The sequence below is a fragment of the Bacillus sp. LQ01 genome (assembly GCF_057624735.1).
The window spans coordinates 140,819-165,750 of record NZ_JBYEZL010000002.1; the positions used below are offsets into that span (position 1 = coordinate 140,819).

Genomic DNA, 24,932 nt, shown 5'->3' on the forward strand with positions numbered 1-24,932 from the left:
GCATGCAGGAGCGATATTCAAGACAAATATTATTTTCTGGTGTTGGAGAAGAAGGACAGAGAAAAATAAGAGAGAAGCATGTGCTTATTATTGGTGCTGGTGCTCTCGGTGCGGCAAATGCAGAAGCGATTGTTAGAGCGGGTGTTGGAAAAGTAACGATTGCTGATCGTGATTATGTAGAATGGAGTAATTTACAAAGACAACAACTATATACAGAAGAAGATGCAAAGCAGTATAAACCGAAGGCGGTAGCGGCAGCAGAGCATTTAAGAGCGATTAATTCTGAGGTGGAAATAACTCCGGTTGTGACAGATGTAACGGTGCAAGAAATGGAAGAATTAGTGAATGGTGTAGATTTAATATTAGATGCGACAGATAATTTTGAAACGCGTCTTCTTATTAATGATATTTCACAAAAGTATAATATTCCGTGGATATATGGTGGGTGCGTTGGAAGCTACGGAGTAACGTATACAATTTTACCAGGGAAAACACCGTGTTTTCGCTGTTTAATGGAGCATCCGGCGAGCGGAGCAACATGTGACACAGCTGGTATTATACAACCGGCAGTACAATTAGTAGTTGCGCATCAAACTACGGAAGCGCTGAAAATATTAGTAGAAGACTACGGAGCGCTTCGTGAAACGATGTTATCATTTGATCTTTGGAATAATCAACAGATGGCATTTAAAGTGAATAGGCAGAAAAAAGATACTTGTTTATCTTGCGGAAGGTTACGTACATATCCGAGTTTAACATTTGAAGCACAAACGAAAACAGAAGTGTTATGTGGGCGAAATACAGTGCAAATTCGTCCAGGTGTGCGGAAGAATTTTAATTTGGAAGAAATTAAAAAGCGCTTACAAAGAAGCGTAGAGATAAAGGCGACACCTTATTTATTGTCGTTTCCGGTAGAAGAATATCGTTTTGTTTTATTTACAGATGGCAGAGCTTTCATTCATGGGACGAATGATATAAATGTAGCGAAAAGTTTATATGCAAGATATATAGGTTGAACCTAAAGGGAATCCTTTAGGTTCAACGGAGAAAGGATTATGAATTTCTCGTATAATCTCCACTTTTTCCGCCTGTTTTTTCAAGTAAGTACGTTTCGCCGATAATCATACCTTTATCGACAGCTTTACACATATCATACACAGTAAGAGCGGTAGCCGAAGCAGCTGTTAAAGCTTCCATTTCAACACCGGTGCTACCTTCTGTTTTAACTTTTACTTCAATGAGTAAACGATATTGTTCTTCTGATTGTTTCCAATCGAAAGAAACGTCAACACCTTTTAATAGTAAAGGATGGCACATTGGGATAATATCAGAAGTTCGTTTCGCAGCCATAATGCCTGCGATTTGCGCAACTGCTAATACGTCACCTTTCCCAATTTCATTGTGAGAGATTTTATCGTAAATTTCTTTCGTAACGACAATGCTAGAGCACGCAATTGCTGTTCGAACGGTTGCTTTTTTGTCACTTATATCAACCATCTTCGCGCGTCCTTGGTCATTAAAGTGTGTAAATGAAGACATGGAATTCCTCCTTGAAGTAATTTCTATTGAATATATAAAGTTTAATCGAGATAAAAAAAATTGCAAATATGAGGTGAGAAACGATGGTAGAAAAACGAATTCCAATTCAAGTTGCTGAGGCAGTAGAACGGGTAATGAAATATGCAAAGCATGGTGAAGTAGAAGAAATTTCTATTACGGAAAGTTACGGGAGAATTCTCGGGGAAGATGTTGTCTCAGATCATGACGTTCCTCATTTTGATCGTTCCCCTTACGATGGTTTCGCCATTCGAGCAGAAGATACGAAAGAAGCAACTCAAGAGAATCCAGTTGAATTTGAAGTAATAGGAGAAATCGGGGCAGGTTCTGTTTTTACAGAAGAAGTAGGATCTTTTCAGGTGGTTCGTATTATGACAGGAGCAGCTATTCCACAAGATTGCAATGCAGTCGTAATGCTAGAGCTGACAGAAGGGTTTGAGAAGAACGGGAAAACATATATGAAGTTAAAACGCCCTTTTAATAACGGTGACAATGTGTCGTTTAAAGGAGAAGATATAAAACAAAATCAAGTTCTCGTTCAGAAAGGCGTTGCAATTAATCCAGGTGTTGCCGCCTTATTAGCAACGTTTGGATATAGCACTGTGAAAGTTGTAAAACAGCCTGTTGTCGGTATTGTAACGACAGGAAGTGAATTATTAGAAGTACATGAGCCGTTAGAACCGGGGAAAATTAGAAATAGTAACTCTTATATGATCGCAGCTCAAATTATGAAAGCTGGCGGGAAAGTTCGTTATTATGGTCAACTCGCGGATGAGTTAGATGCATGTTTTACAGCTGTTCAATCAGCGGTGGATGAGGTCGACATTTTAATTACAACAGGCGGTGTATCAGTAGGAGATTATGACTACTTACCAGCTATTTATGAAAGGTTACAGGCAAATGTACTCTTTAATAAGATAGCCATGAGGCCCGGAAGTGTAACGACAGTAGCTGAAGTTGATGGAAAGTTACTCTTTGGTTTATCAGGAAATCCGTCTGCTTGTTATGTAGGCTTTGAATTATTTGTGCATCCAATTATAAAAACGTATTTGTATGCGAAGGAACCTCACGTATATAGAGCGGATGCTATTTTACAAAAAGATTTTCCAAAGCCAAATCCATTTACTCGTTTCGTAAGAGCGAACGTAACAATTGTGGACGGGGCGTTACAAGCGATGCCAGTTGGTTTAGATAAATCGAGTGCGGTATCTTCACTTGCAGATGCGAATGCTTTTATCGTGTTACCTGGAGGAACGAGAGGATTTGAGACCGGAATGAAAGTATCCGTATTATTGTTAGAGCACTCTGAGGGATGTGATTGGCCATGGGCAAAGCCCCTTCAATCTTACAAATAGTAGGATATCAAAATAGCGGGAAAACAACACTTGTTGAGAAAGTGGTGCATGCATTAGCTGAACGAAAAATGAAAGTTGCTACAATTAAACATCACGGGCACGGAGGCTTTCCAGAAGTAGCGCAAAAAGATAGCGAAAGACACCGTAAAGCTGGTGCTGTCGTAAGTAGTGTAGAAGGTGCTGGATTGCTTTCACTTTCTTCACTAAGAAAGAAATGGTCCTTGCAAGAAATTATTCGCTTATATGAGTTTTTTGAAGTGGATACAATTTTAATAGAAGGCTATAAAAAAGAGAATTACTCGAAAGTAGTGTTACTTCGTTCTGCGGAAGACATTGAGCTTTTACATAAAGTAGAAAATATAGTGGCGGTTATTACGTGGTATGATGTTCCGGCAAATATACGAGAAGAATATAAAGTATTTCATATAACAGAAGAAGAGTTGTACATAGACTGGTTTTTACAAACGGTTAGGAGTGCGAAATGATAAATACATATTATGAAGTAATTGATACAGAAATCTCAATTGAAGAAGTAACGAAGAAAGTAATTCGACGTGAATGCGGTGCTGTTACAACATTTATTGGAACGGTTAGAGAGTTTACGAAAGGGCGTCGTACATTATACTTAGAGTATGTTGCTTATAAGACGATGGCAGAAAAGATGCTAGAGAAAATTGGCTTGGAAGTGAAAGAGAAATGGCCAGGTACATATGTTGCGATTACACATCGCATCGGTACGTTGCAAATTTCTGATATAGCGGTTGTTGTTGCTGTTTCAACACCACACCGTAAAGCGGCTTATGAAGCGAACGAATATATTATGGAACGCATAAAACAAATTGTTCCGATTTGGAAAAAGGAGTTTTGGGAAGATGGTGACTCATGGATTGGTGATCAATTAGAAAAAACACCATATCCGGCGGGAGAGCCTGGGAAGGAGCTATAAGTATGATTAGAGTATTGTTATTTGCGCACTTGCAAGAAGAAGCCGGGACAAGTGAATTACAAATAGAGAAAGAAAATATTACGGTTGCACAGTTAAAAGATGTTGTTGCGAACGAATATAATGTACCAGTTTCAGAGCCAATTATGGTTGCGATTAATGAAGAATACGCAAATGAAGATGACAGGGTCCAATCTGGTGATGTTGTTGCACTAATTCCACCAGTGAGTGGTGGTTAATATTGGATTTATTAAAACGACTTTCCTACATAGGGAAAGTCGTTTTTTTATGGCAGTTTTGAGAACACTAATCTATAGAACAAGGAGGGAACTATGAAAAAAATATGTGTAGTTATCACAATGCTATGTGTGGCCTTTTTCTCTTCTCCAAGCGATTCTTTCGCGAAAGAATCAAGAGAACAGCTTTTAGAGAGTGCATTATCAAATAGGTACTATTCAGTTATTAGACAAGTGACAGAAGATCAATATGAATGTGCTTCAGTTATAGATATAAAGCGTCTCGGCAAGAAAGATGAATTTGTTCCTAGATACGAAGTGAAGCTACAATTTCTTACATTTCAAGGAGCGCATAATCCGCCGAACGATAAAGTTACGCTTACTTTGGAAGATCATTTAGATCACGTAAAGATAAAGAAAGTGGAGCGAGAAAAGAATGTTTCTGACGTTATTGCAGAAAAAGTTTGTGAACGGGAAAAAGAAAAAATAAAAGCTCACTCTAACGACTTAGAGTGATAATCTATGGCATTTAGTAAAGAAAGGTAATGAGTGATGGATATATTTTTAGCGATTTTACCAGCTATATTTTGGGGAAGTATTGTGCTATTTAACGTAAAACTGGGCGGGGGCCCGTATAGTCAAACGCTCGGAACAACGTTTGGAGCACTTATTTTCTCAATTGTTGTTTATATTTTTATGAAGCCAGTATTAACACCTACCGTTATCGGAGTTGGAGTTGTGTCAGGTTTATTTTGGGCGCTTGGTCAGGCGAATCAATTGAAAAGTATTGATTTAATGGGTGTTTCGAGGACGATGCCAATTTCAACAGGACTTCAATTAGTCGCGACGACTTTATTTGGCGTTATCGTATTTCATGAATGGTCCACGACAATATCGGTCGTCCTTGGGATTTTAGCGCTCGTTTGTATTATTATCGGTGTTATTTTAACATCGCTTCAAAGTGAAGAAGAAAAGAATGCAGAGCAAGCAGCAAACTTTAAAAGAGGTATCGTAATTTTATTAATTTCAACAGTCGGTTATTTAGTTTACGTAGTAGTAATTAGGTTATTTAACGTAGATGGCTGGTCGGCTTTGTTGCCACAAGCAGTTGGTATGGTGTTAGGTGGGATTTTGCTTACCTTTAAACATCATCCATTTAATAAATATGCAATTCGCAATATTATTCCAGGATTAATTTGGGCAGCTGGAAATATGTTTTTATTCATTTCACAGCCGCGTGTTGGAGTCGCAACAAGTTTCTCGCTATCGCAAATGGGAATTATTATTTCCACGCTTGGTGGGATCCTTATATTAGGTGAAAAGAAAACGAAACGTCAATTAACGGGTATCGTTGTCGGTATCGTTTTTATTATCGCAGCCGGAATTATGTTAGGTATAGCCAAAAGTTAAAGGAGGTATGGAAATGTATAGTGATTTAGCAGGGAAAGTTGTCGTTATTACAGGATCAGCAACTGGTCTCGGAAGAGCGATGGGAGTAAGGTTTGCTAAGGAAAAAGCGAAAGTGGTTATTAATTATCGCTCACGAGAATCAGAAGCGAATGATGTGTTAGAAGAAATTAAAAAGGTAGGCGGCGAAGCGATTGCTGTAAAAGGTGATGTAACCGTCGAATCAGATGTTGTGAATCTCATTCAATCTGCTGTGAAAGAGTTTGGTACGCTTGACGTTATGATTAATAATGCAGGGATAGAAAACGCGGTACCGTCGCATGAAATGCCGCTTGAAGATTGGAATAGGGTAATTAATACAAATTTAACAGGTGCTTTTTTAGGAAGTCGTGAAGCGATTAAATATTTTGTAGAACATGATATTAAAGGGTCTGTCATTAATATGTCTAGTGTTCATGAGAAAATTCCGTGGCCACTATTTGTGCACTATGCAGCAAGTAAGGGTGGCATTAAACTGATGACAGAAACGCTAGCGTTAGAATATGCGCCAAAAGGTATTCGAGTAAATAATATAGGACCAGGTGCAATTAATACGCCAATCAATGCAGAAAAGTTTGCTGATCCTAAAAAACGTGCTGACGTAGAAAGTATGATACCTATGGGCTATATTGGAAAACCTGAAGAAATCGCAGCAGTAGCAACTTGGCTTGCTTCATCAGAGGCGAGTTACGTAACTGGAATTACGTTATTTGCAGATGGTGGAATGACTTTATACCCATCGTTTCAAGCTGGGCGTGGGTAATATGAAAAGGACAAAGAGTGTTATCTCTTTGTCCTTTTTTACAAAAAAAATAGCGTTCAGCTATTTTAAATTTAATGATTAATTGTATCTTGAAGAAATTCTGTTGCTTGATGTTCAGTAACATTTTGTACGAGCGCGACTTCGCTGATCATCATTTTTCGTGCATTATCTAGCATTTGTTTTTCGCTCGCATTTAATGTTCTCTCTTTATTACGGCGAAGTAAATCCCGAACCACTTCTGCGCTATCTTGTAAATTGCCATTTTTCATTTTTTCCATATTCATTGTATATCTTTGTTTCCATGAGAGTGATGGGTCTGACTCCCCGTTTTGAAATTCAAGAAGTATATCATCTAACGTACCTCGATCAACGATATAACGAATACCTGATTTTTTTAATTGTTCCATCGGAAGCATTACTTGCATATCTTTACTAATGATGCGTATCACACAATATTGACGTGAAGTACCTAATATTTCTTTCTCTTCAATTGCTTCGATAATTCCTGCACCGTGCATTGGATAAACGATTTTATCACCAATTTGAAACAAATCATCCACCTCCATATGTGGTAACCACTTTTAATGATAGCATACGCATGTAAAAATGTCAAATTTTATATAATAACATAACATTTATATTAGAGTCAATAATATGGAGTGGTTTTTTTATGTTTTTTTTGAACTTATTTATCCCGCATTAACGGGCAATAAGACCCCCACCTCAAAATTCAGCGAAAGCAAAGAAGTTAGGTGGGTGGTCGGGCTGATTAAAGTTTCACTTTATAGTGATTTTTTTAGAAAAATAGTACAGGTGAGAAAGAGGGCATATCCACTTATTTTTAAGCATAAAATGTAAAAGCGCTAATACAATATACCTAAATCCGTTCTTTGCAAAGGAGGGAGAGAAGGTGGGGCGCACAATAAAAATTGATATTACAAATAAAGTTGTAGCTAAATTTAGACCAAATTATTTGGAATTATATACGAGTAAATTTATGATAGGTAAGTTTTATGTCTATACTGAAGATAAAAAATATGTGTTAGAAGACGGATATATATATGAGAATGGAAAGTTTTATCGCATCATAGATACGCACCGTGGCAATAATCAAGCGGCGGAGGGCTGCGATCTAGGATGGTGTTAACATGATTCGTGTGAAAGTTTTTGATGAAAGTCACGAAAAAGACTTAGAAGACGCTGTGAATGTGTTTTTGAAAAAGATTGATGATAGCAACTTTGTAGATATTAAGTATCAAGTTGGTGTTTCCATTAACGACGATGAAAACCAAATTTATTGTTTTTCAGCAATGATCGTTTATAAAGCATAAAAAAGAGCTGGCTCACCCAGCTCTTTTTTATGTTTTATGTTGGGACAACATGTGTCGGTAATACGTTCATAATAGATTGGGGTGTGCCTAATTTCTTTGTCGTTAAAAGAGGCTCCCCTGTTTCATGATTTTGGGCATCTTTACACATACCAAGGTGATAACGATCACCTAAAAATGGATCAATATAAAAACCGTTTTTGAATACTTTATCATTCGGATGTTTTTCATGATGAATATCAGAGCAGTTAATGCAATAGAACATAGCTTTCATCCCCTTTTTATTTTTGTTTGAAAAAAGTGAGTCGGTAGTCATTTCGCTCCTGAGGAAATGTTGAGGAGAAGAGAAATAACTACCTACTCAAATGGTGGGCATATTCCTTCTGATTTGTCATATCTCGCGTATTGTCCCTTGAGGGAAGGAGGAGAGACGAAGTACGCATGATATAAGTAAGGCGCTTCTTTCAATATGAATGATGGAGTTTCATGTTGAGAGAAGTTTTTATTTTGTATTGCCTTTGTGAGTATATTATGAGGGAATGCTAAGAGGGTGTTTGTCCTGTTGAAAAAATGTTGAGAATTTCTCAACAGTAAAAGAATTGGCGTTGACATGAAACTAAAAGGTGTTATATTATCGAAGTATAACCAAAAGGTGTTATGTTGTAACGCCGAGTAAAGGAGAATGAAAATGGAACAACAAAATACATTAAATGATATTAAACAAACAATCGTTTTTAACGCGTCTATTCAAAAGGTATGGAGTGTAGTATCAACTGCAGAAGGGATTGCGTCATGGTTTATGCCAAATGATTTTGTATTAGAGGTAGGACATGAATTTCATGTGCAATCACCATTTGGGCCATCACCATGTAAAGTGTTAGAAATTGATGAGCCAAACCGTTTATCTTTCTCATGGGATACAGATGGCTGGGTTGTTTCATTTAATTTGAAAGACTTAGGAGATAACAAAACAGAATTTACGTTAATTCACGGCGGCTGGAAACATCCTGATGAAATTCTTCCGAAAGCAAATGCGAAGAGCTCTATTATTCGCGATAGAATGAGCGGTGGTTGGGTAGCGATTGTAAATGAAAAACTGAAAAAGGTTGTCGAAGGCTAAGTGTCCTCGTCAGCAGCGAAATATGATGTATTTCAAGCAATTGCTGATCCAACCCGCCGAGAAGTAATACGGTTATTAAGTGACAAAGAGTTACCGATTTCCAAAATAACGGATCATTTTCCGATGAGTCGTACTGCGGTTGTAAAGCACCTTCATATTCTTTCGGAAGCGAATTTAGTAAGTGGAAGAAAAAGCGGAAGAGAGAAGATATATCGTTTGCATCCAGAACCATTAGAAGAATTACAACAGTGGCTCTCATATTATGAACGTTTTTGGGATAATAAATTATCCATGCTGAAACATATTGTGGAGAATGAAGAATAAAAAAAGGATGACCAAAATGGTCATCCTTTTTATTGTTGCTCACTTGTTTGTGTAGCTGGCTTTAATAAAAGCCAACCGATAATTAATGTACATACTGCTAATACGAAAGTGCTCATATAAATAACGTGTACACTTGCAGCTAATGCGGATTGTGATTCAGTGGCTACACTTGCTGTAGTCCCGCCGTGTCCACCAGATACAAGATCAAGGTTTTTAATGCCGCGTGCATGAATCATCGTATTAAAGATTGTTCCAAAGATTGCAGCACCTAACGTTTGACTGAATGTATTAATAAATGTGTTTAAACCAACGGCTGTTCCGCGTGTATGAGCTGGTACGGCTGCTTGAATTGTTACCATGTAAATCGGTGTCACAAGCCCCATTCCTAAGCCGAATAATCCGACTGCTACATAAATAAGGAACGATGGTGAATTTGTTGATAGTGTAAATAATAAGAACGTAGCGACTGATAAAATGCTAGCTCCAAGTAAAATGATTTGTTTCGTTTTTAATTTGCCTACTAAGTTACCAGAGAAAATAGCGCCAAATGTCCACATAACAGGGATTGGCATTAAAATAAGTCCAGCTTCTGTAGCATTTTTCCCTAATACACCTTGGCTCCAAATTGGAAGGTACATTGTAATACTAATAATCATTGCGCCAGCAATAAGAGTTAATATATTTATCGTAGATAATGTACGGTTAGAGAAAAGTGCTAGCGGAATTAATGGTTCTGGAGATTTTTTCTCGATGAATAAGAAAATAATAAATGAAATAGCGGCAAAGATTAATAGGCCGATAATTGTCATGTCTCCCCAGTTTTGCTTACTGCTACCTGTTAATAATGCATATAGTAGAGCGATTGTACTTAATGAGAAGACTGTTGCACCAAGATAATCGATATGATGCTTAGCAGGTTTAATAGATTCTTTGTAGTAAATTGCAATCATTAAGCAAGCGATAATTCCGAATGGAACGTTTAGGAAGAAAATATAGCGCCAAGAAAGGGAATCAACTAAAAATCCACCTACTAACGGTCCGATAACACCGGATACACCCCAAACGGCACTCATCCAACCTTGTGCTTTCGCGCGGTCTTTCGCTTCGCTATATAAGTCTCCAATAATCGTCATTGTGATTGGCATAACAGCACCAGCACCGATACCTTGAAGCGCGCGGAAAAAGATTAATTGTTCCATCGATGTAACGACGCCGCAAAGTGCAGAACCGACTAAAAAGATTGTAGCTCCGATCAGTAAAACTTTTTTACGGCCAAATAAATCAGCGAGCTTTCCGTATATTGGAGTCGAAACAGCTGTTGCAAGCATATAAATTGCATATACCCAACTAACAAGTTCGACGCCTGACAAATCACTCGTTATACGAGGGATTGCTGTACTAACAATCGTTCCTTCTACCGCAGAAAGAAACGTCATTAACATTAAAGACATCATGACTTTTTTTCTCATTTGTTTTCCCCTTACCCTTTTTTAAATATTCAACAATATAAAATATAAAGGTACTAAGGTAAATAAAGCAACAAAAAAGCAATGGAAAGTTACATGGAGCAGATATTTGTCGCTTCTTGTCGGTAAGTCGATAAATTTGGAAAATCGCCGATATAAGTTGCAGAATCGCTGATAAATTTGGGAAATCGCCGATATAAGTTGCGGAATCGCTGATATATTTGTGGAATCGCTGATATATTTGTGGAATTGCTCATATAATTTCATGTACCTATAAAAAAAAGAAACAGGAATCCCTGTTTCTTTTTTTAATACTGCATTTTCGCGTTTTCTCCAGCTGTCGTTCCGGCAATTCTACCAGTAACAAGGGCTGATGTAATATTATAGCCACCAGTATAACCGTGAATATCAAGAACTTCTCCGCAGAAATATAAGCCGTTCGTAAATTTAGAAGACATTTCTTTCGGGTTAATTTCTTTCACGGATACACCGCCGCCAGTAACGAATGCTTTTTCAATTGACTGCGTACCATTTACATTCACAGTAAACTCTTTAAAGTCTTTCACAAGTGCACGAATCTTTTCGTGAGAAACTTGTCCAGCTTGTTCGCTGCCGTCAATTTCATTTTTTTCTAATAAGAATAGGAAGTAACGTTCAGGAACATAACCTTTTAAAACGTTTTTAATTCCTTTTTTCGGATCTTCTTTCATTTGTTTCAGCATGCGCTGAAATAGTTGCTCACTATTTTCCTCTGGCAATGCATCAATACTCATTTGTATTGTATTCGTTTTAAACTTTTTCAGTGCTTTCACGACGAATTGACTACAGCGAAGAGCAGCGGGTCCAGATAGGCCGAAATGAGTGAAGAGCATGTCCATTTTGTGAGAAATGATAGCTTTTCCTTTCGGGTTTAATACACTTAAGTTTATATCACGTAAAGCAAGACCTTGTAATGAGCGGTCACGTATAAACGGCTCGTTTGAAAGGATAGGTACTTCTGTTGGGAATAATTCTGTGATTGTATGACCCGCTTTTTCAGCCCAAGCATATCCGTCTCCAGTAGATCCAGTTTGAGGAACTGATTTTCCGCCAACAGCGATAACGACGTGATTTGTTTCTAACACTTCACCTGTTTGCAGTATAACTGCTTTCGTTTGACCATTTTCATATTCAATCGTTTCAACAGGCGTATTTGTACGAATTTTTACACCTAAGTCTTTTAATCGTGTTAAAAGTGCGTCTACAACAGATTGTGCTTTGTTTGACACAGGGAACATGCGACCATGGTCTTCTTCTTTCAATTTAACACCAAGATTTTCGAAGAATGTAATAATATCTTCATTATTAAAAATAGAAAAAGCGCTGTATAAGAAGCGACCGTTTCCTGGTATATGTTTAACAATTTCATCAAGTGGTAGACGGTTCGTTACGTTACAGCGTCCGCCACCAGAAATTGCAAGTTTACGCCCAAGTTTATTTCCTTTATCAAGAAGTAAGACATTTGCGCCTTCTTCTGCAGCACCAATTGCAGCCATTAGCCCAGAAGGACCGCCGCCGATGACAATAACATCATAATGCATAATATATCGACCTCATTTTCTACATTTCCTGCCTAAAAGAATAGCATGTTTTCCCTTAAAAGAAAAATAGAGTGAAGTACTGCTTAATGAGAGAATTGTGGTACAATACAAAAGTTAGAGTTCAGCACTATCCTGCCATTTGTAGGCGATAAGACTAAAACCTCAAGATTTAGGAGAAGTAAATAGGGAGTCTGTTAGCCTGTAAATGCTCGAATGGTTCAACTAATAAGGAGTAGGAGAGAAGTCTCCAACTAATTATAGTTTCACTTTATGTAGATGTAGGAGGATTTTTGTATGTCCGATTCGAAATTTCTGCGCGGAACGCTTATTGTTACGCTAGGGACATTTTTAGTAAAGTTCTTAGGCATGATTTACGTCTTTCCGTTTCATGCATTAGTAGGAACAGAAGGCGGAACGCTCTATACATATGGATACATTCCATATACGATCTTTTTAAGTATCGCAACGGCAGGTGTGCCACTTGCTGTTTCAAAATTTGTTTCCAAATATAATGCGCTTGGCGATTATAAAACGAGCCGGAGAATGTTCCGCTCGGGAATGGTTATGATGATAGTAACAGGAGTTCTTTCGTTCCTAGTACTGTACATGACGGCGCCATTGTTTGCAGAAGCGATGCTTGGTAAACAAAGTATACACAATAATGTAGGAGAAGTTACGACGATTATTCGTCTTGTAAGTTTCGCACTTATTGTTGTACCAGCAGCGAGTTTAATTCGTGGTTATTTCCAAGGTCACCAGTCTATGGGACCAACTACCGTTTCACAAATTATTGAACAAATTATTCGTATCGTCTTTTTATTAGCAGGTAGTTTTATCGTTATTAAAGTACTTGGCGGTACAGTTGCAACAGCAGTTGGAGTAGCGACATTTGCTGCGTTCGTTTCAGCGGTTGGAGCACTCGGTGTGTTAATTTGGTACTGGTTAAAACGTAAAAAATATTTGGATCAATATCTAATTGAACAAACTGTACCAGAATCAACAGTAAGCACCGTTCAATTGTTTAAAGAGTTATTTGCATATGCGATTCCTTACGTTGTAATTGGGTTAACAATTCCTTTATATCAACAAATTGATACATTGACATTTAACTCAATTATGCAGGCGATTGGTCAAGGTGATATCGCAGAGCGAGCTCTCGGTATTTTCACAATGTGGACGCATAAGTTAATTATGATTCCTGTATCACTTGCAACAGCGTTTAGTTTAACGCTTGTACCAGCAATTACAAAATCATTTACTGAAAAACAATACCGCTATTTGAAATTGCAAATTACACAAACATTCCAGGCGAATATGTTTTTAACATTGCCAGCAGTTGTCGGTATTTCTTCACTGGCATATCCAATTTATACTGCGTTTTACGATTCAGATCCACTAGGTGGACAAGTATTAATGTGGTATGCACCAGTTGCGTTGTTATTCGCTTTATTTACAGTAACAGCGGCAATCCTGCAAGGTATTAACCAGCAGAAGCATGCGATTATTGCGCTTATAATGGGCGTTATTTTGAAATTTGTATGTAACGTAATCTTTATTCGTTATTTCGGTACAGTAGGAGCAATTCTAGCAACAGCAGTTGGTTTCTTAGCTTCTGTTTGGTACACAAATCAACAAATTAAAAAATACGCACACTATTCATTCGGTGTTGTATATAAAAGAACATTCCAAATTGCAGTACTAACACTTATAATGGTCGTTGCTGTAAAACTATCACAATGGCTTCTATCCTTCATGATTTCGCCTGATGGCCGTATTGGTGCTCTTATAACAGTTGCAATTTGTGCAGGTATTGGCGGTCTTGTTTACGGATTGTTAGCAATTCGCACAGGAGTACTTGAAAGAGTATTTGGCGGAGAAGCATTAGATAAAATTCAACGTAAACTTGGTAGTAGATTTAAAATAAAGTTGAAATCAAGAGGGGCGTAATTACGTCCCCTTTTCTATGATAAATAAAGAAGGTGAAAAACGTGAGATTAGATAAATTATTAGCAAATATGGGATATGGAAGTAGAAAAGAAGTAAAGAAATTATTGAAAGACGGCGTTGTGAAAATTGATGGAACGCCAGTAAAAGATGCGAAAGTTCATGTAAATGTAGAAGAGCAAGAAGTTATGATTCACGGTGAAGTTGTGGAATACAAAGAATTTGTTTACTTAATGATGCATAAACCACAAGGTGTTATTTCAGCGACGGAAGATGATAATCATGAAACAGTAATAGATTTATTAGAATTAGAAGATGCAATCTTTGATCCGTTCCCAGTTGGACGACTTGATATCGATACGGAAGGTTTCTTATTGATAACAAATGATGGGAAGTTATCACATCAATTATTATCTCCGAAAAAGCATGTGCCGAAAAAATATTATGCACACGTTGCAGGAGTAGTAACAGAAGAGGATGTAAAAGAGTTTGCTAAAGGTGTTATTTTAGATGATGGCTATGAAACGAAGCCAGGTGCACTTACAATATTGAAAAGCGATGATATTTCTGAAATTGAGCTTGTGATTACGGAAGGGAAATTCCATCAAGTGAAGCGTATGTTTGAAGCGGTAGGGAAAAAAGTAGTCTACCTAAAGAGAACAGAGATGGGTCCGTTAGTATTAGATGAAGAACTAGAACTTGGACAATACCGAGAGCTAACAGATGAAGAAGTAGAAATGTTAAAAACATATCAAGTAGATACTGAAAAGTAGTACCTTTATAGGCGCAGAAAAGACCCCTTTCTAATTATTAGAAAGGGGTATGTATTTATTTACATACAATTATTTTTCATTATGAGGTCATTCTCACTTTCTTTCCTGTTGTTGTCCACTTACCGCGGCAAGGGCTATACACGAGTTCATTAAACTGCAACACATTTAGATCACGTTGTATCGTTCGCGGTGTGATCCCGAACTCATCTACAAGGTCTTTCGTCGTTACCGTTCCGTTTTCATTGATGTACATATAAATTGATTTAATGCGTGTTAGCATACGAGTAGTTGTAGGTTTCAAGAGAAAACCACTCCTCTACTAGTTTTTTTGACCCCATTCAGGAAAGAAGGTCGTTACTACCATTGTACTCTACATGATAAAATTCATGCTTTAATCTACTTAAATTTTACAGAAATTTAACAAATATTCATATAGAAAAATATTGGTAGTTGACATTGTATATATGGTCAGTCAACTAACACATAAAATTCTACGTAAAACGCCAAATTCCTGCAAATTTTTTTGAAAAAATAAAAGAAAAACTAATAAGAAATATCTGAAATATTACAATTGTTCGGTATTTAGTTTTCGTGTATGGCATAAGAGATTTCGGTTTGTTATGATGAAAGAAACAATATAGTGAAGGATGGATGCGTGATGTCAGCAATTAATTGGACAGAAGAAGTTGCGAAACGAAAAGATGATTTAATTCGTGATACACAACAATTTTTACAAATTAAAAGTGTATGGGAAGAAGAATCGGCGAAAGAGGGCGCACCATTCGGTGAAGGTGTAGAAAAAGCTTTATCTTTCATGTTACATAAAGGAGAAACTGAAGGTTTTGCCTCTAAAAATTTAGAAGGATATGCAGGTCATCTTGAAATGGGACAAGGAGAAGAGTTAGTAGGCATTCTTTGTCACGTTGATGTTGTACCAGAAGGAGATGGCTGGACGACTCCTGCATATAGTGCGGATATTCGCGATGGAAAGATTTTTGCACGTGGTGCAATTGACGATAAAGGCCCAACGATGGCAGCATATTATGCGATGAAAATTGTGAAAGAATTAGGCTTACCTCTTTCCAAACGTGTTCGTATGATTATAGGAACAGATGAGGAAAGTAATTGGAAATGTGTAGATCACTACTTTAAAAATGAAGAAATGCCAACAATCGGTTTTGCACCAGATGCAGACTTTCCAATTATTAATGCAGAAAAAGGAATTTCTGACATACAAGTTGTGCAAAATGGTAGTGAAGAGAAAAAAGGTACATATGAACTTGTTTCATTTGATTCAGGGCGCCGTTTAAATATGGTTCCTGATTTTGCAGAAGCGGTTATTACAGGAGAAGATGTAAATGCACTTACAGTAGCATATGAAGAGTATTTACAAACTGCTAAAAAAATAGGGAAATCGACTATAGAAGGAAATGCAGTGACGTTGCAAATAGAAGGAATTTCAGCGCACGGATCTACTCCTGAAAAAGGTGAAAATGCAGGTTTATTATTAGCAAACTTCTTAACTACAGTTTCACTTGATGGAAAAGCAACTGCATTTGCGACATTTGCAACAGAAACATTTACTGGTGATATTTTTGGTGAAAAAGCTACTATTGCTTATAAAGATGAAATTAGCGGTCCGTTAACAGTGAATGTCGGTCGCATTTCTTATACGAAAGAAAACGGTGGTAACTTAGGGCTAAACGTACGTTACCCAGTTACAACTAACTTTGAAGAAACAATTGTGAAGTTGAAAGAATATGTTGGTACGCATGGTTTTGAAGTGGCTGACTATTCTAATTCTCGCCCACATCACGTCGATAAAGATCACGTATTAATCCGTACGTTACAACGTGTGTATGAAGAACAAACAGGTGAAAAAGCAGAACTATTAGCAATCGGCGGCGGTACTTATGCTCGTTCATTAAAAGCTGGTGTGGCATTTGGCCCGCTATTCCCTGGAAAAGAAGAACTTGCACATCAAAAAGATGAGTATATCGAAATTGAAGACTTATTAAAAGCAACAGCAATTTACGCGCAAGCAATTCATGAATTAGCGAAGTAATGGATATATAAATAATGTCCGCTCTCTATTTTGGAGAGCGGCTTCTTTTTACCTGAATGAGATAAGAAAGAAAAGCAACAATAGAAAGAAGGAGAAGATGTACATGGAACTGCATTATTTTGTCGCAATTACGTTACCGAATCATATAAAAGAAATGCTGTATAACTATAAAAAGGACATGCAAGAGGAATTACAATTTCGTTCATGGGTACATAAAGAAGACTATCATATTACCCTTTCATTTTTAGGGAGTGCAACGGAGGAACAATTAGAGGGAATAAAAAATGGATTACAAACAGTTGCAGAAACAAAAGAACTATCGTTCACGTTACAAGGTTTTTCAACGTTTGGTAGGGAAAATCAGCCCCGTATTTTTTGGGCGAAGGTAAGTGAGAATCACGATTTGTTTCAGTTGCAAAAGCAAGTACATGCCATTTGTGAAGAAAATGGATTTTCTCTAGAAATACGCCCGTATCACCCGCATATTACCGTTGCTCGTAAATGGATAGGAGAAGAAAAGTTTCGTTTAGAAAGTATAAAAGAAGTGCCTGAAATATCATTTCAAGCAGATACAATTACTTTATACGAATCCCACGTGAAAGAAACCCCGAAGTATAAATCGATTGCTGAAATAAAATTACAAAAATAGAATGTTGAAAACGTTTTTTATGCAGGTGAATATACTATAGAGAAGAATGGAGTTACTGTATAGAGTCTTGTTGATAAGAAAAGCCTTATCATTTGCAGCTCATTTTATCTCGCCTAATTGGTCAAGGCTAATAATAAGTGAGGATGGAAAAATTTTCTCGCTCATTAAAGTTTCACTTTATTTTAACTTTGAGAATGATGGTGATTTTTTTATGTTGAAAGTAAAACGTCCATTTGATGCCTATTTAGATGAAATGAATAAAATTACAATTTTGCTCCCACATGCGTATGGAACAAGTCGGACATTTCGTTTGCAAGAAGGAAGTAATGTGAAAGATTTACCGATTGCTCATACTATTGCGCTTCCAGATGCAACGAAGTATGAGTGCTTTATAGAAGAGCCGCTAGATGTGGGGAAGTATTATACAGTACGAGATGAACGGAATGAAGAAACTGATTTACAAATAGGTGCTGTTATTCGAACAAAAATTTTCGATGAAAAGTATTATTACGAAGGTACAGATTTAGGTGCTGTGTATCAAAAACAAGAAACGACATTTAAAGTATGGGCCCCAACTGCAAGGCTTGCGAAAGTAAGAATTTATAAGAGTGATAAAGAATATACCGATCATGAAATGTACAGGGGAGAAAACGGAGTTTGGATTCAAACATTACAAGGTGATTTAGACGGAGCACGCTATACATTTCTTGTTTGTATTAATTTAATATGGAACGAAGCGGTGGATCCTTACGCAAAGTCAGTGACTGTAAATGGAAAGTATGGCATTGTTATCGATTTAGAAAAGACGACTGTAACGAAACGAGAGCAATTACCACCATTACAAGCAATGACAGATGCCATATTGTATGAATTGCATATTCGTGATGCTACTATTCATCCGAACAGTGGAGTGAGTAAAAAAGGGACGTATAAAGGGCTAATGGAAGAAGGAACAACAGGACGAAATGGGACATTGACAGGTTTGTCTCATATAAAAGATTTAGGCGTTACGCATGTTGAATTATTACCTTTATATTGTTTCGGTGGTGTAGATGAGGCGAATCCTTCGTCCGCCTATAATTGGGGATATAATCCATTATATTACAATGCACCAACAGGATTTTATGCTACAAACCCCTCTGATCCGTATAACAGGATAGTTGAGTGCAAACAACTAATTGAAACATTTCATGAACAAGGTATTAGGGTGATTATAGATGTTGTATATAATCATGTTTATGAAAGAGAGCTATCATCATTTGAGAAGCTTGTTCCAGGATATTATTTTCGTCATGGTGAAGATGGTATGCCTTCTAATGGGACGGGAGTCGGAAATGATGTAGCGTCTGAACGGAAAATGATGAGGAAATTCATTGTAGAGTCTATTTTATATTGGCTTACTGAATACAATGTCGATGGATTCCGATTCGACTTAATGGGAATTTTAGATGTTGATACAATGAATATGATAGAGAAAGAAGTGCGAAACATAAAACGAGATGCTTTGTTATTAGGAGAAGGATGGGATTTACAAACACCGCTTCCTCTTGAGGAAAAAGCAACGTTAAATAATGCGAAGAAAATGCCACATATCGCGCAGTTTAATGATCAATTTCGTGATGGGATAAAAGGGAGTACATTTCATATAAATAAGCGTGGTTTTGCATTTGGTGGGCATGTAGACTGTAATCATTTGCAGTATATTGCAGCAGGAAGTCTTTTAAGTATGAAAGAAACAGGGCTGTTTTTAGAGCCGGCGCAAAGCATTAACTATGTAGAATGTCATGATAATATGACGATGTGGGATAAACTAGTGCGCAGTAATGAAGAATCAGAAACGATTTTGAAAAAACGTCACCTATTAGCGAGCGCAATGGTTATTCTTTCACAAGGCATTCCTTTCTTACACGCAGGGCAAGAGTTTTATCGTACGAAGAAAGGAAATGAAAATAGTTATAATGCAAATGATGAGATCAATCAATTAGATTGGGATCAAAAAGAGAAAGAGATAGAGACCGTTAACTATATAAAAGGTTTAATTGCGATTCGTAAAGAGCATGGGGCATTCCGATTACAAAATGCAGACCTTATAAAAAAACATATGACTTTTTTACAAACATCTACAGAAGTACTTGCATATCACCTAGAGCATGCAGAATCGTTTGGGCCGTGGAAAGAGATTATCGTCTTATTTAATAGCGGTTTAGAAGCTAAAACTGTGCAACTTCCGAAAGAAGCAACGTGGCATGTGTTAGTAAACGAAAACGAAGCGAAAATAGAGCCAATTTCTTCATTTAGAGGAAAGGAACTTAGGCTCGCTCCAATTAGCACGTATATATTGACGATAATGTGACAAATCGCTACTTGACGATGAGAATGTAATAAATGTAGAATTGACAAAGGTGACGATTTTGATAAGTTGTCATTCTATGACAGGTTTTGTAAAATAAAATAGAGAATTTTTGGCTTAGGCTAATTTTTCTTTTCATTTACAGTAAAATATATGAATCCACAACGTGTGTAGAACTGTTGCGGTTTTTCTTTTCATAACTATAAAAGATAAGGATTTGTTAACGGGTAATGAATATGGAATGGTTGGAACAATTATTAGGAAAAGAGTGGAGTCTTGTACCGGCTGGTGGAGTAACGGGCGATGCATATATTGCGCAAAACGGACAACAGAAGTTATTTTTAAAGCGGAATACATCGCCCTTTTTAGCGGTATTGTCAGCAGAAGGAATTGTTCCAAAATTACTTTGGACAAGAAGGGTAACGAATGGTGATGTAATTTCTGCTCAAAAATGGCTTCCGGGACAGAAGCTAGAGCCAGAGGATATGAAACTAGAACGTGTTGCGAAACTTTTGAAGAAAATACACTCCTCTAAAGCGCTTGTACAGATGATTCAAAGACTTGGGAAGCAGCCGCTTCACGCACAAGAGTTATTACAACAACTGCAACTCGTTTTAAGAGGAGATATAAGGGATGATGAAACAATTCAGCAAGGCCTTCAATATTTAATGGATTCATTAAAAGCTATTGAATACAATGAATTCGTTGTATGCCATTGTGATGTAAACCATAACAACTGGCTATTGTCGGATGAAGATGAATTGTTTTTAATTGATTGGGATGGAGCTGTAATTGCTGACCCAGCTCTAGACCTCGGTATGTTATTATATTGGTACATTCCGCGCCAGGAGTGGAGTGAGTGGCTCGGTTATTATGATATTGAAATGGATGAATCGCTGCTTAGGCGTATGAGATGGTATGTGATAGCACAAACGATTTTGTCTATTCAATGGCATACAACAAAAAAACAGCAAGCAGAAGCTGAATATTGGCATCAATATTTACAGCAACTACTTGCTTCAGAATAATACTTAAGAAAAATTGTCCATTCCAGCAATCCACTGAGTAAGTTGTTCTTGATTATTGGAAATATGGTTGTCCAAATTAGAGGAAGATTTACCCGATTGACTATAAGAATATACATCGTTTAGCATTGTTTTAGCGTCACTACTTATATTATCGTTTGCGAGTAACGATTGAATGAGGCGCTCTAATTGCTCGCATTCTGAAACTGTCCCGCAGCAATCACTTTGGTGGTTGACTAAAATATCTTTCAGCACTTCTAATTGATGTTGTTGATTAATTGGCATGAACGGATCATCCTTTCGATTGTTTTTCTCTTCAAATGTAAGAGAAAAAGCTGTTTCGTCATGGAATGTTTAATGCTGTATGTAGTTTTTATCAAAATGGTACATCTTATACTTGAAAGAAACGGACCGAGTGCTCGTACGTACTTGGTTTTTTGTTTGGTAGATTGATTAAAAAAGAAAGAAGGAATTATTCCTTTAAAATAGCTATGTAAAGAGAGGGAAACATCTATGCGTTTAAGACACAAACCGTATGCAATGGATCGAATTAATGAATATTCACATATCGTAATCGGAAACCCAGAGGAGCGCGCTGGTAGCTGGAAAGAAGTATTTGGAAACGAACAACCAATTCACATTGAAGTAGGTACAGGTCGTGGCCGCTTCATGTATGATATGGCAAAAGCGAATCCACATATTAATTATATTGGAATTGAAAAATTCACAAGTGTTGTTGTAGATGCACTTGATAAATTAATTGAAGAAGAATTACCAAACTTAAAGTTAATTAATAAAGATGCTGAAGATTTAACAGTTTTCTTTGCGAAAGGTGAAATTGATCGCGTTTATTTAAACTTCTCAGATCCATGGCCAAAGAAACGTCATACGAAGCGTCGTTTAACGTATAAAACATTTTTACGTAATTACGAAGAAGTGTTAGTAGAAGGCGGAGAAATTCATTTCAAAACAGATAACCAAGGTCTATTTGAATATTCTCTTATGAGTATGGCTGAGTATGGTATGTTACTAACGTACTTAAGCTTAGATCTTCATAACAGCGACTTTGAAGGTAACATCATGACTGAATACGAAGAGAAATTCTCTAGTAAAGGTCATCGTATTTACCGAGTTGAAGCAAAATATCGTACAGAGCCTATGCAGTAATGCATAGGTTTTTTTACATCTAAAATAATCAGAATTTTATGTTAAGATTAATTGAAAGGGGGATGTGTAATGGAACAGTTACAAATTGGAGATATAAAAGTAACGTGGTTAAAAGGCGGGAATACACATTTAGACGGGGGAGCGATGTTTGGTGTTGTGCCGAAAGTACTTTGGTCACGTAAGTATAAACATAATGATACAAATCATATTTATTTACGAACAGATCCGTTACTTTTGCAAACGAAAGACGGAAATATGCTCATTGATTCCGGAATAGGAAACGGTAAATTGAATGAGAAGATGAAGCGGAATCAAGGTGTAACAGAAGAATCATCGGTTTATGAATCATTAGAAAAACTAGGATTAAAGCCAGAAGATATTCACTATGTTTTAATGACGCACCTTCATTTTGATCATGCATCTGGTTTAACAAAATGGGAAGGTGATCACCTTGTACCAGCGTTTCCGAACGCGAAAGTTTACGTAAGTGAAACAGAGTGGAATGAAATGAGGAACCCAAATATTAGATCCCGTAATACATATTGGAAGGAAAATTGGGAGCCGATTGTAGATCAAGTTGTTACGTTCCAGCAAGAAATAGAAATTACAGATGAAATAAAAATGGCGCATACAGGTGGTCATAGTGATGGACATGCAGTTATTGCTTTAGAAAGCCATGGGGAAACGATGCTTCATTTAGCAGACCTATTACCGACGCACGCACATCAAAATGTATTATGGGTAATGGCATACGACGATTATCCGATGACCTCGATTGAAAATAAGCAAAAGTGGATGAAGTATGGTGCTGAAAAAGAGGCATGGTTTACGTTTTACCATGACGCATATTATCGCGCTGTGAAGTGGAATGAGGAAGGGCATATCGTAGAAAAAATAGAACGGAAAACGAGTATAGAAGCATAAAAATAGGAGGTTGTTCCATCATATTTATTGGAGCAGCCTCTTTTTTATTGTCGGGTTTTGTCGGTAAGTCGATATATTTAAACAAACGCTGATATAAATTGAGTTGCGCCGATATAATTGGGAAATCGCTGATATAAATTGAGTTGCGCCGATATAATTGGGAAATCGCTGATATAAATTGAGTTGCGCCGATATATTCGGAAAATCGCTGATATAATTTTAATCAATACCCGCAATTTCAAAAAAATAAGAGGTTCACCTAATGGGAACCCTCCTTTTTATGCTGCTATAACCTCTAAAACAGTACCTGTTTTAGCATCAACTAAAAATTCAAATCGTTCTTGTATATCATTTAACATTGTTGTAAGACCGCCGCGATAAACTTCATATGCGACATCATATTTTTCAAATGTCTCTGGAACCATATGTACCCAAGAGCCAGTAATTTCACCTTTATGACTTAATGCTTGTTTCACCATTTTCAATGCTTTTTCTGAAGAAATATGGGATTGTTCTTGTACTTTGTTTGCAACGAGATAACCAGCTGCGAACCCAACGCCAAGACCTGCTACTAAACCTTTCCAGCTCATATATTCACCTCAATTCTATAAAATAAAAATAGTGTACCGATAATAATTATAAAGCAAATACAGCCAAAAAAGAAGAAACTAGAAACATTTCGAAAATTTCGTTACAATAAAAGAGGTATTCTACTAAGGTTTGAAAGAAGGGGACTTCGTGAATAAAGAGACATTACAATTATTTCGTACGTTAACAGAATTACAAGGTGCATCAGGTTTTGAACATGATGTACGCCGTTTTATGAAACAAGAATTAAGCAAATATGCGGATGAAATTGTACAAGACGGTTTAGGTAGCGTATTTGGTCTGAAAAAAGGGGACGAAACTGGCCCGCGTGTTCTTGTAGCAGGTCATATGGATGAAGTAGGTTTCATGGTTACGCAAATTACGAAAAACGGAATGCTTCGTTTTCAAACGTTAGGCGGCTGGTGGAGCCAAGTTTTATTAGCACAGCGTGTACAAGTTATGACGAAGAATGGTCCTGTTATTGGGGTTGTTGGTTCTATTCCTCCTCATTTATTAAGTGACGCGCAACGTGCAAAACCGATGGATATAAAAAATATGTTAATTGATATAGGTGCAGATAGTTATGAAGATGCGATTGAAATTGGTGTAAAACCAGGACAACAAATCGTGCCGATTTGCCCATTCACACCGATGGCAAATGAGAAGAAAATTATGGCGAAAGCTTGGGACAACCGTTACGGATGTGGTCTTGCAATCGAATTGTTAAAAGAATTAAAAGATGAAACATTACCAAATACATTATATTCTGGTGCTACTGTACAAGAAGAAGTAGGCCTCCGCGGAGCGCAAACAGCTGCAAATATGATTCAACCAGACATTTTCTATGCGCTTGATGCAAGTCCAGCAAACGATGCATCTGGTGACAAAACACAGTTCGGTCAATTAGGAAAAGGTGCTCTTCTTCGTATTTACGATCGCACGATGGTAACACATAGAGGAATACGCGAATTCATTTTAGATACAGCAGAAACAAACAACATTCCGTACCAATACTTTATTTCACAAGGTGGTACAGATGCGGGCCGTGTACATACAAGTAACTCTGGTATCCCATCAGCAGTAATTGGTGTTTGTGCACGCTACGTTCATACACATGCTTCAATTTTACATGTTGATGATTATGCAGCGGCGAAAGAATTAATTACGAAGCTTGTAAGAACAACAGATAAAACGACGTTAGAGACAATTAAGAATAACGCGTAGAGAAGAAGGGCGAAAAACCCTTCTTTTTTTAGGTTGAATAGATGACCCAGCGATGAGTGGTGGCGGTTAGTGCCTAATGGGTGCTCGAATGATGTATTAAGACCG

Annotated in this window: 29 protein-coding genes; 21 read left to right on the forward strand and 8 right to left on the reverse strand. The window is 37.2% G+C overall.

Features of this window, described 5'->3' with window-relative positions:
• Window positions 1-2: 2 nt before the first annotated feature.
• Complete coding sequence (locus AC22L0_RS13055; protein WP_001158108.1) at window positions 3-1,016, forward strand: molybdopterin-synthase adenylyltransferase MoeB; 1,014 nt, start codon at window positions 3-5, stop codon at window positions 1,014-1,016.
• A 37-nt stretch (window positions 1,017-1,053) separates the two neighbouring features.
• Here the strand turns inward: AC22L0_RS13055 and moaC are convergent, their stop codons facing one another.
• Window positions 1,054-1,539, reverse strand: coding sequence for a cyclic pyranopterin monophosphate synthase MoaC (gene moaC, locus AC22L0_RS13060; RefSeq protein ID WP_000094146.1), 486 nt, complete (start codon window positions 1,537-1,539; stop codon window positions 1,054-1,056).
• Between the two features lie 83 nt (window positions 1,540-1,622).
• On the opposite strand from moaC, the gene moeA reads away from it, so the two are divergent.
• The 7 genes from moeA to AC22L0_RS13095 all read left to right on the forward strand — a co-directional run bounded on the left by moeA (window position 1,623) and on the right by AC22L0_RS13095 (window position 6,300).
• Entirely contained in the window at window positions 1,623-2,912 is a 1,290-nt protein-coding gene (moeA, locus tag AC22L0_RS13065) for a molybdopterin molybdotransferase MoeA (protein ID WP_000229698.1), read from the forward strand.
• Window positions 2,882-3,397 (forward strand): molybdopterin-guanine dinucleotide biosynthesis protein B, encoded by a 516-nt coding sequence (gene mobB, locus AC22L0_RS13070; protein WP_000513645.1) that lies wholly within the window; start codon window positions 2,882-2,884, stop codon window positions 3,395-3,397. Before moeA ends, mobB begins: the two co-directional genes overlap by 31 nt.
• The gene (gene moaE / locus AC22L0_RS13075; RefSeq protein WP_000611226.1) at window positions 3,394-3,858 is read left to right on the forward strand and encodes a molybdopterin synthase catalytic subunit MoaE; all 465 of its coding nucleotides are present in this window, start codon (window positions 3,394-3,396) and stop codon (window positions 3,856-3,858) included. Before mobB ends, moaE begins: the two co-directional genes overlap by 4 nt.
• A gap of 2 nt (window positions 3,859-3,860) precedes the next feature.
• A complete protein-coding gene (moaD, locus tag AC22L0_RS13080; RefSeq protein ID WP_000621778.1) occupies window positions 3,861-4,094 on the forward strand; it encodes a molybdopterin converting factor subunit 1 in 234 nt (77 codons plus the stop codon).
• A 93-nt stretch (window positions 4,095-4,187) separates the two neighbouring features.
• A complete protein-coding gene (locus tag AC22L0_RS13085; protein ID WP_000717679.1) occupies window positions 4,188-4,607 on the forward strand; it encodes a DUF3888 domain-containing protein in 420 nt (139 codons plus the stop codon).
• 36 nt (window positions 4,608-4,643) lie between these two features.
• Window positions 4,644-5,501, forward strand: coding sequence for a glucose uptake protein GlcU (gene glcU / locus AC22L0_RS13090; protein WP_000350861.1), 858 nt, complete (start codon window positions 4,644-4,646; stop codon window positions 5,499-5,501).
• Between the two features lie 13 nt (window positions 5,502-5,514).
• The gene (locus AC22L0_RS13095) at window positions 5,515-6,300 is read left to right on the forward strand and encodes a glucose 1-dehydrogenase (protein ID WP_000286673.1); all 786 of its coding nucleotides are present in this window, start codon (window positions 5,515-5,517) and stop codon (window positions 6,298-6,300) included.
• 71 nt (window positions 6,301-6,371) lie between these two features.
• Here AC22L0_RS13095 and AC22L0_RS13100 read toward each other — a convergent pair whose 3' ends face one another.
• A complete protein-coding gene (locus AC22L0_RS13100; protein WP_000451446.1) occupies window positions 6,372-6,866 on the reverse strand; it encodes a CarD family transcriptional regulator in 495 nt (164 codons plus the stop codon).
• A 344-nt stretch (window positions 6,867-7,210) separates the two neighbouring features.
• Between AC22L0_RS13100 and AC22L0_RS13105 the strand changes: the two genes are divergently transcribed.
• The gene (locus AC22L0_RS13105; RefSeq protein ID WP_000533804.1) at window positions 7,211-7,447 is read left to right on the forward strand and encodes a DUF2553 family protein; all 237 of its coding nucleotides are present in this window, start codon (window positions 7,211-7,213) and stop codon (window positions 7,445-7,447) included.
• 1 nt (window position 7,448) lies between these two features.
• A complete protein-coding gene (locus AC22L0_RS13110; RefSeq protein WP_000621751.1) occupies window positions 7,449-7,631 on the forward strand; it encodes a sporulation protein Cse60 in 183 nt (60 codons plus the stop codon).
• Window positions 7,632-7,665: 34 nt separating this feature from the next.
• On the opposite strand, the gene AC22L0_RS13115 is transcribed toward AC22L0_RS13110, so the two are convergent.
• Window positions 7,666-7,893 carry a DUF3973 domain-containing protein gene (locus tag AC22L0_RS13115; RefSeq protein ID WP_000498988.1) on the reverse strand — a complete coding sequence of 76 codons (228 nt, stop codon included), beginning with the start codon at window positions 7,891-7,893 and terminating at the stop codon, window positions 7,666-7,668.
• A 423-nt stretch (window positions 7,894-8,316) separates the two neighbouring features.
• On the opposite strand from AC22L0_RS13115, the gene AC22L0_RS13120 reads away from it, so the two are divergent.
• Together AC22L0_RS13120 and AC22L0_RS13125 are read left to right on the forward strand one after the other, a co-directional pair.
• Entirely contained in the window at window positions 8,317-8,748 is a 432-nt protein-coding gene (locus tag AC22L0_RS13120; RefSeq protein WP_087967211.1) for an SRPBCC family protein, read from the forward strand.
• Window positions 8,749-9,072 carry an ArsR/SmtB family transcription factor gene (locus AC22L0_RS13125; RefSeq protein WP_000098837.1) on the forward strand — a complete coding sequence of 108 codons (324 nt, stop codon included), beginning with the start codon at window positions 8,749-8,751 and terminating at the stop codon, window positions 9,070-9,072.
• A gap of 29 nt (window positions 9,073-9,101) precedes the next feature.
• Here the strand turns inward: AC22L0_RS13125 and AC22L0_RS13130 are convergent, their stop codons facing one another.
• Window positions 9,102-10,541: an MDR family MFS transporter gene (locus AC22L0_RS13130; protein ID WP_001228022.1), complete on the reverse strand. Its 1,440-nt coding sequence runs from the start codon at window positions 10,539-10,541 to the stop codon at window positions 9,102-9,104.
• 305 nt (window positions 10,542-10,846) lie between these two features.
• Window positions 10,847-12,118 carry a BaiN/RdsA family NAD(P)/FAD-dependent oxidoreductase gene (locus tag AC22L0_RS13135; protein WP_000558859.1) on the reverse strand — a complete coding sequence of 424 codons (1,272 nt, stop codon included), beginning with the start codon at window positions 12,116-12,118 and terminating at the stop codon, window positions 10,847-10,849.
• Window positions 12,119-12,412: 294 nt separating this feature from the next.
• Between AC22L0_RS13135 and AC22L0_RS13140 the strand changes: the two genes are divergently transcribed.
• Window positions 12,413-14,065, forward strand: a complete 1,653-nt coding sequence (locus AC22L0_RS13140; RefSeq protein ID WP_001284029.1) for a putative polysaccharide biosynthesis protein — start codon at window positions 12,413-12,415, stop codon at window positions 14,063-14,065.
• Window positions 14,066-14,106: 41 nt separating this feature from the next.
• Complete coding sequence (locus tag AC22L0_RS13145) at window positions 14,107-14,835, forward strand: pseudouridine synthase (protein WP_001234947.1); 729 nt, start codon at window positions 14,107-14,109, stop codon at window positions 14,833-14,835.
• A gap of 79 nt (window positions 14,836-14,914) precedes the next feature.
• Here AC22L0_RS13145 and AC22L0_RS13150 read toward each other — a convergent pair whose 3' ends face one another.
• Window positions 14,915-15,136 (reverse strand): DeoR family transcriptional regulator, encoded by a 222-nt coding sequence (locus tag AC22L0_RS13150; protein WP_000805512.1) that lies wholly within the window; start codon window positions 15,134-15,136, stop codon window positions 14,915-14,917.
• Window positions 15,137-15,493: 357 nt separating this feature from the next.
• Between AC22L0_RS13150 and pepV the strand changes: the two genes are divergently transcribed.
• The 4 genes from pepV to AC22L0_RS13170 all read left to right on the forward strand — a co-directional run bounded on the left by pepV (window position 15,494) and on the right by AC22L0_RS13170 (window position 20,927).
• On the forward strand, window positions 15,494-16,900 hold the full coding sequence (gene pepV / locus AC22L0_RS13155; RefSeq protein WP_001274251.1) for a dipeptidase PepV: 1,407 nt from the start codon (window positions 15,494-15,496) through the stop codon (window positions 16,898-16,900).
• Window positions 16,901-17,003: 103 nt separating this feature from the next.
• Window positions 17,004-17,549, forward strand: coding sequence for an RNA 2',3'-cyclic phosphodiesterase (gene thpR / locus AC22L0_RS13160; protein ID WP_087967215.1), 546 nt, complete (start codon window positions 17,004-17,006; stop codon window positions 17,547-17,549).
• Window positions 17,550-17,760: 211 nt separating this feature from the next.
• The gene (pulA, locus tag AC22L0_RS13165) at window positions 17,761-19,902 is read left to right on the forward strand and encodes a type I pullulanase (protein ID WP_000921745.1); all 2,142 of its coding nucleotides are present in this window, start codon (window positions 17,761-17,763) and stop codon (window positions 19,900-19,902) included.
• A 227-nt stretch (window positions 19,903-20,129) separates the two neighbouring features.
• Window positions 20,130-20,927 carry a phosphotransferase family protein gene (locus AC22L0_RS13170; RefSeq protein ID WP_001986674.1) on the forward strand — a complete coding sequence of 266 codons (798 nt, stop codon included), beginning with the start codon at window positions 20,130-20,132 and terminating at the stop codon, window positions 20,925-20,927.
• Between the two features lie 3 nt (window positions 20,928-20,930).
• Here the strand turns inward: AC22L0_RS13170 and AC22L0_RS13175 are convergent, their stop codons facing one another.
• Window positions 20,931-21,209: a YtzH-like family protein gene (locus tag AC22L0_RS13175; RefSeq protein WP_001122235.1), complete on the reverse strand. Its 279-nt coding sequence runs from the start codon at window positions 21,207-21,209 to the stop codon at window positions 20,931-20,933.
• Window positions 21,210-21,437: 228 nt separating this feature from the next.
• On the opposite strand from AC22L0_RS13175, the gene trmB reads away from it, so the two are divergent.
• Both trmB and AC22L0_RS13185 read left to right on the forward strand, forming a co-directional pair.
• On the forward strand, window positions 21,438-22,091 hold the full coding sequence (gene trmB, locus AC22L0_RS13180) for a tRNA (guanosine(46)-N7)-methyltransferase TrmB (RefSeq protein ID WP_001239385.1): 654 nt from the start codon (window positions 21,438-21,440) through the stop codon (window positions 22,089-22,091).
• Between the two features lie 69 nt (window positions 22,092-22,160).
• Window positions 22,161-23,015: a YtnP family quorum-quenching lactonase gene (locus AC22L0_RS13185; RefSeq protein ID WP_061654602.1), complete on the forward strand. Its 855-nt coding sequence runs from the start codon at window positions 22,161-22,163 to the stop codon at window positions 23,013-23,015.
• A gap of 278 nt (window positions 23,016-23,293) precedes the next feature.
• Here AC22L0_RS13185 and AC22L0_RS13190 read toward each other — a convergent pair whose 3' ends face one another.
• Window positions 23,294-23,605 (reverse strand): PepSY domain-containing protein, encoded by a 312-nt coding sequence (locus AC22L0_RS13190; protein ID WP_000118543.1) that lies wholly within the window; start codon window positions 23,603-23,605, stop codon window positions 23,294-23,296.
• A gap of 148 nt (window positions 23,606-23,753) precedes the next feature.
• Between AC22L0_RS13190 and AC22L0_RS13195 the strand changes: the two genes are divergently transcribed.
• Window positions 23,754-24,827, forward strand: coding sequence for a M42 family metallopeptidase (locus AC22L0_RS13195; RefSeq protein ID WP_001031514.1), 1,074 nt, complete (start codon window positions 23,754-23,756; stop codon window positions 24,825-24,827).
• Window positions 24,828-24,932 lie beyond the last annotated feature (105 nt).

Excerpts from the sequence above, each read along its gene's own strand:
- AC22L0_RS13055 (WP_001158108.1), top strand. The coding sequence starts at position 3 with ATGCAGGAGCGATATTCAAGACAAATATTATTTTCTGGTGTTGGAGAA.
- moaC (WP_000094146.1), bottom strand. The coding sequence starts at position 1,539 with ATGTCTTCATTTACACACTTTAATGACCAAGGACGCGCGAAGATGGTT.
- moeA (WP_000229698.1), top strand. The coding sequence starts at position 1,623 with ATGGTAGAAAAACGAATTCCAATTCAAGTTGCTGAGGCAGTAGAACGG.
- mobB (WP_000513645.1), top strand. The coding sequence starts at position 2,882 with ATGGGCAAAGCCCCTTCAATCTTACAAATAGTAGGATATCAAAATAGC.
- moaE (WP_000611226.1), top strand. The coding sequence starts at position 3,394 with ATGATAAATACATATTATGAAGTAATTGATACAGAAATCTCAATTGAA.
- moaD (WP_000621778.1), top strand. The coding sequence starts at position 3,861 with ATGATTAGAGTATTGTTATTTGCGCACTTGCAAGAAGAAGCCGGGACA.
- AC22L0_RS13085 (WP_000717679.1), top strand. The coding sequence starts at position 4,188 with ATGAAAAAAATATGTGTAGTTATCACAATGCTATGTGTGGCCTTTTTC.
- glcU (WP_000350861.1), top strand. The coding sequence starts at position 4,644 with ATGGATATATTTTTAGCGATTTTACCAGCTATATTTTGGGGAAGTATT.
- AC22L0_RS13095 (WP_000286673.1), top strand. The coding sequence starts at position 5,515 with ATGTATAGTGATTTAGCAGGGAAAGTTGTCGTTATTACAGGATCAGCA.
- AC22L0_RS13100 (WP_000451446.1), bottom strand. The coding sequence starts at position 6,866 with ATGGAGGTGGATGATTTGTTTCAAATTGGTGATAAAATCGTTTATCCA.
- AC22L0_RS13110 (WP_000621751.1), top strand. The coding sequence starts at position 7,449 with ATGATTCGTGTGAAAGTTTTTGATGAAAGTCACGAAAAAGACTTAGAA.
- AC22L0_RS13115 (WP_000498988.1), bottom strand. The coding sequence starts at position 7,893 with ATGTTCTATTGCATTAACTGCTCTGATATTCATCATGAAAAACATCCG.
- AC22L0_RS13120 (WP_087967211.1), top strand. The coding sequence starts at position 8,317 with ATGGAACAACAAAATACATTAAATGATATTAAACAAACAATCGTTTTT.
- AC22L0_RS13130 (WP_001228022.1), bottom strand. The coding sequence starts at position 10,541 with ATGAGAAAAAAAGTCATGATGTCTTTAATGTTAATGACGTTTCTTTCT.
- AC22L0_RS13135 (WP_000558859.1), bottom strand. The coding sequence starts at position 12,118 with ATGCATTATGATGTTATTGTCATCGGCGGCGGTCCTTCTGGGCTAATG.
- AC22L0_RS13140 (WP_001284029.1), top strand. The coding sequence starts at position 12,413 with ATGTCCGATTCGAAATTTCTGCGCGGAACGCTTATTGTTACGCTAGGG.
- pepV (WP_001274251.1), top strand. The coding sequence starts at position 15,494 with ATGTCAGCAATTAATTGGACAGAAGAAGTTGCGAAACGAAAAGATGAT.
- thpR (WP_087967215.1), top strand. The coding sequence starts at position 17,004 with ATGGAACTGCATTATTTTGTCGCAATTACGTTACCGAATCATATAAAA.
- pulA (WP_000921745.1), top strand. The coding sequence starts at position 17,761 with ATGTTGAAAGTAAAACGTCCATTTGATGCCTATTTAGATGAAATGAAT.
- AC22L0_RS13170 (WP_001986674.1), top strand. The coding sequence starts at position 20,130 with ATGAATATGGAATGGTTGGAACAATTATTAGGAAAAGAGTGGAGTCTT.
- AC22L0_RS13175 (WP_001122235.1), bottom strand. The coding sequence starts at position 21,209 with ATGCCAATTAATCAACAACATCAATTAGAAGTGCTGAAAGATATTTTA.
- trmB (WP_001239385.1), top strand. The coding sequence starts at position 21,438 with ATGCGTTTAAGACACAAACCGTATGCAATGGATCGAATTAATGAATAT.
- AC22L0_RS13185 (WP_061654602.1), top strand. The coding sequence starts at position 22,161 with ATGGAACAGTTACAAATTGGAGATATAAAAGTAACGTGGTTAAAAGGC.
- AC22L0_RS13190 (WP_000118543.1), bottom strand. The coding sequence starts at position 23,605 with ATGAGCTGGAAAGGTTTAGTAGCAGGTCTTGGCGTTGGGTTCGCAGCT.